The 7265-nt window shown below is 44.3% G+C and carries 8 protein-coding genes and 1 other annotated feature; of the genes, 3 read left to right on the top strand and 5 right to left on the bottom strand.

The genetic code is table 11. The features are described 5' to 3' along the window. The 5 genes from AXF17_RS09440 to AXF17_RS03400 all read right to left on the bottom strand — a co-directional run. A partial coding sequence (locus AXF17_RS09440; RefSeq protein ID WP_237049075.1) for an amino acid--tRNA ligase-related protein occupies positions 1-853 on the bottom strand: 853 nt, incomplete at its 3' end. A 169-nt stretch (positions 854-1022) separates the two neighbouring features. Next, on the bottom strand, positions 1023-1253 hold the full coding sequence (locus AXF17_RS03415) for a hypothetical protein (protein ID WP_094233808.1): 231 nt from the start codon (positions 1251-1253) through the stop codon (positions 1023-1025). Positions 1254-1479: 226 nt separating this feature from the next. Further along, positions 1480-2055 carry a hypothetical protein gene (locus AXF17_RS03410; protein WP_094233807.1) on the bottom strand — a complete coding sequence of 192 codons (576 nt, stop codon included), beginning with the start codon at positions 2053-2055 and terminating at the stop codon, positions 1480-1482. Positions 2056-2156: 101 nt separating this feature from the next. Further along, entirely contained in the window at positions 2157-2579 is a 423-nt protein-coding gene (locus tag AXF17_RS03405; protein WP_094233806.1) for a hypothetical protein, read from the bottom strand. 64 nt (positions 2580-2643) lie between these two features. Further along, positions 2644-3495, bottom strand: a complete 852-nt coding sequence (locus AXF17_RS03400) for a CbrC family protein (protein WP_094233805.1) — start codon at positions 3493-3495, stop codon at positions 2644-2646. Between the two features lie 137 nt (positions 3496-3632). Next, positions 3633-3840, top strand: a binding site (T-box leader). 62 nt (positions 3841-3902) lie between these two features. Between AXF17_RS03400 and thrS the strand changes: the two genes are divergently transcribed. The 3 genes from thrS to AXF17_RS03385 all read left to right on the top strand — a co-directional run. Beyond that, positions 3903-5954, top strand: a complete 2052-nt coding sequence (thrS, locus tag AXF17_RS03395) for a threonine--tRNA ligase (RefSeq protein WP_094233804.1) — start codon at positions 3903-3905, stop codon at positions 5952-5954. A 90-nt stretch (positions 5955-6044) separates the two neighbouring features. Next, positions 6045-6557 (top strand): transcription repressor NadR, encoded by a 513-nt coding sequence (locus AXF17_RS03390; RefSeq protein ID WP_094233803.1) that lies wholly within the window; start codon positions 6045-6047, stop codon positions 6555-6557. Between the two features lie 145 nt (positions 6558-6702). Beyond that, positions 6703-7265, top strand: a 563-nt coding sequence (locus tag AXF17_RS03385) for a PTS sugar transporter subunit IIC (RefSeq protein ID WP_207651591.1), incomplete at its 3' end; no start/stop codon positions are given.

Here is a 7265-nt window from a genome sequence, read left to right as displayed (position 1 = left end):
ACTCCATCTCCTCAGGTGCGTGCTCAAGCGTGTAGTTGATTATGTATTTTACCATATCCTCTGCGACATCCATGTCATCAGCTAGGTCTGCAAACGCAATCTCTGGCTCGATCATCCAGAACTCAGATGCGTGTCTAGCTGTGTTGGAGTTCTCAGCACGGAATGTTGGTCCAAATGTATAAATATTTCTAAACGCAAGTGCCATCGCCTCTCCCTCGAGCTGTCCCGAAACGGTGAGGTTTGTCTCCTTGCCGAAGAAATCCTGCGAATAATCGATAGAACCATCCTCGTTAGTAGGCGCGTTGTTGAGATCCAGTGTAGTAACCTTGAACATCTCGCCTGCACCCTCTGCATCGCTACCTGTAATGATTGGAGCGTGTACATATACGTAATCTCTCTCCTGGAAGAACTTATGAATCGCATAAGCCACGATGCTGCGTACTCTGAATACTGCGGAGAAAGTGTTGCTTCTAGGACGAAGATGCGCGATTTCTCTCATATACTCCATGGTGTGACGCTTCTTCTGCAGCGGATAATCCGATAGCGAATCAGCCTCAACGGTGACCTCAGTCGCCTTTAGTTCAAATGGCTGTTGTGCTCCAGGTGTAAGCTCAAGTACACCCTTTACCATTACGCCAGCTGCGAGATGCACCTTGGAAATCTCCTCATAATTTGCAATCTTCGAAGCTTCGTACACAACCTGGAGAGGTGTGAAGAAGGTACCATCATTGAGCGAGATGAAACCAAACTGATTGGATGCACGATTACCTCTCACCCAGCCTCTGACAACAATCTCTTTACCTGCATACTCTTCTCTGTTTCGGAAGAGTTCTCTGATCTCAATATCTTTCATTAGTATATCCTTCCTGTTACCATTTTTCTCTCGCAAATGCACGAGCCTATTAATTATATCACGTTTACATGCGATTTATCGAGTGTTTGAGCCACTTTATCGCTATTTACATGCTATTTTTCGCTGTTTTCATAAACTTATGATCCGCTCACCCGATTCTGTTGCTTTTCTACGCTATCTTCTCGATACCGCACTTGTAAGGAGCAACCACTTCAGCAAGTCTACTTAGCACTTTACCTGAAGTAAATGCTTCTGGATATCCCACCTTGAGGCTTATGCCCATACAGCGCTCACCTCTATCTATGCTTACGGTTTCAACGCTAGTTCTCTCGTCCCCGGCGATAAGGTTAATCTCCGAGTTGATTCCGTAAGGCTCTTTGTCGAAGAGCTTTAGGAACATGTCGTCGAACCTATTTGCTGTAACTGTGTATCCCCCCTAATCTCTCGGGGAGTACCGGCATATTAACTCTAACTTTCATTTCTCTATTTCCCATTGTGTCCTCCCATTTCCTTCGATTTATTTTGATTTACCATGGTTAAATCCATTAATCTGTGCCCAGTATAATACCCCTTTTCATCTTCCAGATTCAAGGGGTTTAACTAGGTATTGATTTTAATTCGTCGTATTAACAGTAATCGGGGATTTTGTCTCCGCACATTATCTTTACATATGTGTTATATACTTCCGGAATCGGTCTACCGAGGTAAATCTCAAGCTCCGGATTTACATTTTTCCCCAGAAGGCTACACAGGTATAGCCGCTCATTCAAGCCCGGGTACATCTCGACTGACATTGTTTCTATATTTTCCACCATCGGCCAATCTGCTTCTTTTAAATCAGACTTAACCACCGTATGATAGAGTCCGCACGGTGCATTATTCTTGCTATTATCTATCATATCTCTTTCAACCAATGCTAGTCGTGTACCGAGAATTACCACACTTCGCTTTACTCCATCAACGATAATTTCTCGACTTCTGTGACCGAGCCCTTCTGTATGAATCCATCTGGTTGGAAGCTCGTAGTCAGAAAGCGGCTCTACACCTTTAATGCGCTCGATGGGACTGTGCGCTTTCCACTGACGCGTAACCGCATGACAGAACAGCACCTTATCAGTTGACAAAGTCACACCTTCCCACGAGTTATCCTCGCTAAAAAGATTAAAGAAAACCATGTATGGCGATTTTACCATCTGCGCCAAGATGTATCTCCCATCTCGAAGGCACACCGATATGACTTTCCTTTCTTTCCAAGGAACCGATTTTTTCTTGTTTTCCAATATACTAACCCATTTCCCTTCACTTACTTTATTTCGCGAACCTTTACCTTATGTTTCTTCAGCTGTTTCTTAATCTGCGTAAGTCTCGCTTCAGTTGCCTTATCCTTTCCAATAATGATGCCCTTGTTTCTCCCTTTTTTTCTCACAAACTCTATAAAATATCTGTGACCATTTAGACGCCTTCCGCGCACAAAGTGTATCTCAACCGCTTCGAGCTCCTTCAAAGGAATCACTCGGTTACCCGGAACAATACCGCTATGAATATATAAATTCCCATTTGCGATATGCATAGGCTCTGAAAACTTTCCGCCACTCTTGCTGACCATCACAAGCTTGCGTATCAACGATACAAGAAGGACAGTTCCAACTGTAAAAAGCACTATTTTAAAGAGATTGTTGTCCCACGCCTGCTTTATTCCTATCAAAAAATATTGATATATCTTCATTAAAATTCCTCCAAATTAGTTCGCCGCTTTTAAAACGCTAGGCTCCCCTTTGTCGCCGTACAAATTAGCTCGCATCAACATAGATGTGGTATTTTCCGCAGTGAAGACAGCGAAATAAGTATCCACACAGATCGCCATCTTTATATAGGTACTCTCTGATATCGGTATATTCTTCCCTCATCTCGTACTCTTCTATAACCTCATCTGCAATGCCCATCGCCTCGAGTTCCTTTGTGCCTACTGTTCCGAGATATGCGCAGTAGTCGTTGCAGCATGATAGCCAGTGCTCTCCCTGCCAGCTCATATAGCCGGGGGTTCTTTCAAATAATTCCTTCGACTTCTCCCGATCTATCTCGCCTTCCCATTCGGCATCCTGCACGAATTCCGCATCGAATTTCTTAGCTGCCTCACCACTAGCTATACACTCCGGGCATAAATACTCAATCTCTTCAACACAATAAGGAAACGAACTATAATAGATTGTGCTTTCCTTACCGCAACATGGGCATATTTCTGGCGTTCCTTCTTCAAAGCTTTCAGTCGCAAGCGGATTCGGATGATAGCGAAACTGTGGTAACTTACTTACTTTCTCCCTATCTTCAGAAATCTGCTTAGGCGTTTTAGGTCTCTTTACTGCACCCCAATCTCCATGACCTTCTGCATCTTCTCTTAGAGTAGCGAGCTTCTTAACCTGCTTCCTGTCGCTCTTGTCAACAATCTCAAGTAACAAGTCATATGCACTTTGCATCAGCGAAAGCGTTCTATATACATCAACTAAAACTGATTTTGCATCTCTATCTCCAACTTCCTTGAGCCTGTCTGAAAACTCATATAATGCCAGTACCGACTCACGATTACCCTGCTTAGCTTCGTAATCTTTTATCAATTCAGCGTACTCTTTTACATATGGATTCATTATTTTTCACCTATAATTATAATTTAAAATTTCGCGTTCATATCCATGAATTATATCAGATTTTGCCGTTAAATTATAACAGATTGCACCTCTAAATTCATTGACTTTTAGCACCCTCGGTGGTAACATTATCTATTATTAAAACGTTGACGAGGACAGTAGGTTCGCTTTAAGGCTTTGAGAGAGGAATGGGCGGTGAGATCATTTCAGCACGGGCGCTCTGAACACCACCTCCGAGTGGCACTAATCATGCCCGCCTAGCCGCGTTAAAAGCTTCAAAGAGTGCCGGAGCAGGAGCTCCGGAAGATGGGTGGAACCACGAATACGAATGTATGCGTCCCTTCTGACAATTTTAATGTCGGAAGGGGCTTTTTATTTTCCTTCCGCTAATGAAAGGAGTTCTTGTTATGATTATTACACTAAAAGACGGCAGCAAAAAAGAATACGCTTCGCCGATGTCCATCATTGACATAGCCAAAGACCTAAGCGATGGTCTCGCAAGAGTTGCTTGCGTTGGTGAAGTTGATGGAGAGGTCTGTGACCTCAGAACTGTTGTGGATAAGGATGCTGAGGTTAACATTCTCACATTTGATTCCGATGCGGGAAAGCATGCGTACAGACACACATGTTCACACGTACTCGCAGAGGCTGTTAAGAATCTATATCCAGATTCTAAGATGACAATTGGTCCTTCAATCGAAAACGGTTTCTACTACGACTTTGACATGCCAGCTCTCACTAGAGAGGATCTCGATAAGATAGAGGCAGAGATGAAGAAAATCATCAAGAAGGGTGACGATATTACTCGCTTTACACTTCCTAGAGATGAAGCTATCAAGCTATTTGAAGAGAGAAATGAGCCATACAAGGTTGAGCTAATCGAAGACCTTCCGGAGGACGAGATTATCTCATTCTATCAGCAGGGAGATTTCATAGAGCTCTGTGCAGGCCCACACCTCATGAGCACTAAGCAGATCAAGGCATTTAAACTAACATCAAGCTCCGGTGCTTACTGGCGAGGTGACGAGCACAACAAGATGCTCACCAGAATCTACGGGACTGCATTCAACAAGAAGTCTGATCTTGAGGAGTATCTCGAGTACCTAGCAGACATCAAGAACAGAGACCACAACAGACTCGGACGCGAGATGGAGTTATTTACAACAGTAGACATCATAGGTCAGGGACTTCCCCTATTCCTCCCTAAGGGAACTAAGATGATCCAGAAGCTTCAGCGCTGGATCGAAGACCTCGAGGATTACGAATGGGGTTACGTGAGAACGAGAACACCGCTGATGGCGAAATCAACTCTTTACAAGATTTCAGACCACTGGTACCACTACAAGGACGGTATGTTCGTATTTGGTTACGAAAACCTCGACGATCTCAACAACGCAGAGGATGCTACTCGCGAGATTAGAGGGCTAGAGGATTTGAGCCTTATCGAGAATGATGCTGACGCAAATGCATTTGCCCTCCGTCCTATGACATGCCCATTCCAATACTATGTATACAAGGCTAAGCAGCACAGCTATAGAGACCTCCCTTACAGAATGGGCGAAACTTCAACTCTATTCCGTAACGAGGATTCCGGTGAAATGCACGGACTTACCAGAGTTCGTCAGTTCACGATTTCAGAAGGTCATCTCGTATGCACACCTGAGCAGGTCGACGAAGAGTTCAAGAGCTGTGTAAAGCTTGCTAAGCACTGCCTCACAACTCTCGGACTCGAGGGAGAGGTTACATATAGAATGTCGAAGTGGGATCCTGAAAACCCTGGCAAGTACCTCGGAACTGCCGAAGAATGGGATAAGGTTGAAGCTGCAATGCGCGATATTCTTGACGAGATTGGTCTCGATTACACGGAGGCTTCCGGTGAGGCTGCATTCTACGGGCCTAAGCTAGACATTCAGGCAAAGAATGTGTACGGTAAGGAAGATACAATGATCACTATCCAGCTCGACATGTTCCTAGCCGAGAGATACGATATGTACTACATCGATAAGAATGGTGAGAAAAAGCGTCCATACATCATTCACCGTACATCGCTCGGATGCTACGAAAGAACTCTCGCTTGGCTGATTGAAAAATATTCAGGCAACTTCCCTACTTGGCTATGTGCAGAGCAGGTTAGAATCCTTCCTATCTCCGATAAGTATCAAGATTATTCAGAGGAAATCTTTGCTGAATTAAGAAGAAACGGTGTTGATGTTACTATCGACAACAGCTCTGAGCGAATCGGATACAAGATTAGAAAGGCTCAGATGGAGAAACTCCCTTACATGCTAGTCGTTGGACAGCAGGAAGCTGAGAATAAAACTGTTTCCGTTCGTTCGAGATTCGAAGGAGACGAAGGCAGCAAACCTTTGGGCGAGTTTGTAAACGCAATCTGCGAGGAAATTCGCACAAAGGCAATCAGAGAGAAGAAGGTCAGCGAAGAAGAGAAGAAAGACAAATAATAGTGCACACCATAATATAAACGATATATCAGCACATCTTATTAGGATGCAAGTCATGTATTAGCAGAACATTATTACGGAGAACTAGCCATGCAGAGGGATAAGCGCAAAGACAAGATAATACAGAAATTGCAGTCTGCAGGTTCACCTGTAAGCGCTTCGGCTTTGGCAAGAGAGTTCGGTGTAAGCAGGCAGATTGTAGTCGGCGACATTGCAATACTGAGAGCAGAGGGATATGACATAACAGCCACACCTCGTGGATACGTGTTGCCTCTGAATCAGGAAGCAGCATCAATCTACCAGATTGCGTGTAAGCACAATAGAGCTGAGATTCTAGAGGAGCTTAATGCCATCGTCGACTGCGGCGGCACAGTGCTAGATGTCACAGTGGATCATCCGATATATGGAGAGCTCGTCGGCAATCTACACATATCTAACAGGATTGAAGCAAGGGAGTTTGTAGATAGAGTTAAAGAAAGCAAGGCGCCCCCGCTATCTCTGCTAACGGATGGCATTCATCTGCACGCGATTATTTGCCGAGATGAAGCTACACTTGAGCTGATCAAGGAAAAGCTCCGTTCTATTGGGATACTCTTCGAGTAAATGACAAAATATTTTTTGGCAAACGACAGCATACTTTTGGAGTAGCCGATAACATTTTCTTTAATTTAATATTGACTTTTTATACAGCCTCTTTTAATGTATATACAGGTGTCATGACACCTGTATATAGTTAGGAGGCTTTTTAATGGCTAGTTTCACATCATTTCTAAAACGCAAAGACATAATCATCTCCGGAAAGAGATATGGAATTGACGCCCTCGGTGCCATGGCCCAAGGGCTTTTCTGTTCGCTTCTTATCGGAACAATCATCAACACCATAGGGGTGCAACTTCATATCACTGCCTTGTCGCAGACAGTAGCTACTATCGGTGGCATCAAATACACTGTGGGTGGACTCGCGATGGCTATGGGAGGGCCTGCAATGGCATGCGCGATTGGATATGCGCTCGCTGCTCCGCCGCTAGTTCTGTTTTCACTTATCACTGTCGGATTTGCTTCAAATGCACTTGGAGGCGCCGGTGGTCCTCTAGCAGTGCTATTTGTAGCTATTATCGCTGCTGAATGCGGAAAGGCTATATCCAAGGAGACAAAGATTGACATATTAGTTACACCCAGTGTAACTATAGGTATAGGAATTGCTTTATCCTGGTTCATCGCTCCAGCACTAGGCAACGCAGCAATGAAGATGGGAGATATCATCATGTGGGCTACAGAACTCCAGCCACTGCTGATGGGTATCATAGTGGC

Source organism: Mogibacterium pumilum (assembly GCF_002243385.1).
Lineage (GTDB): Bacteria > Bacillota > Clostridia > Peptostreptococcales > Anaerovoracaceae > Mogibacterium > Mogibacterium pumilum.
Note: the sequence above shows the minus strand (reverse complement) of the source record. Positions and strands in the feature narration are given on the sequence as shown.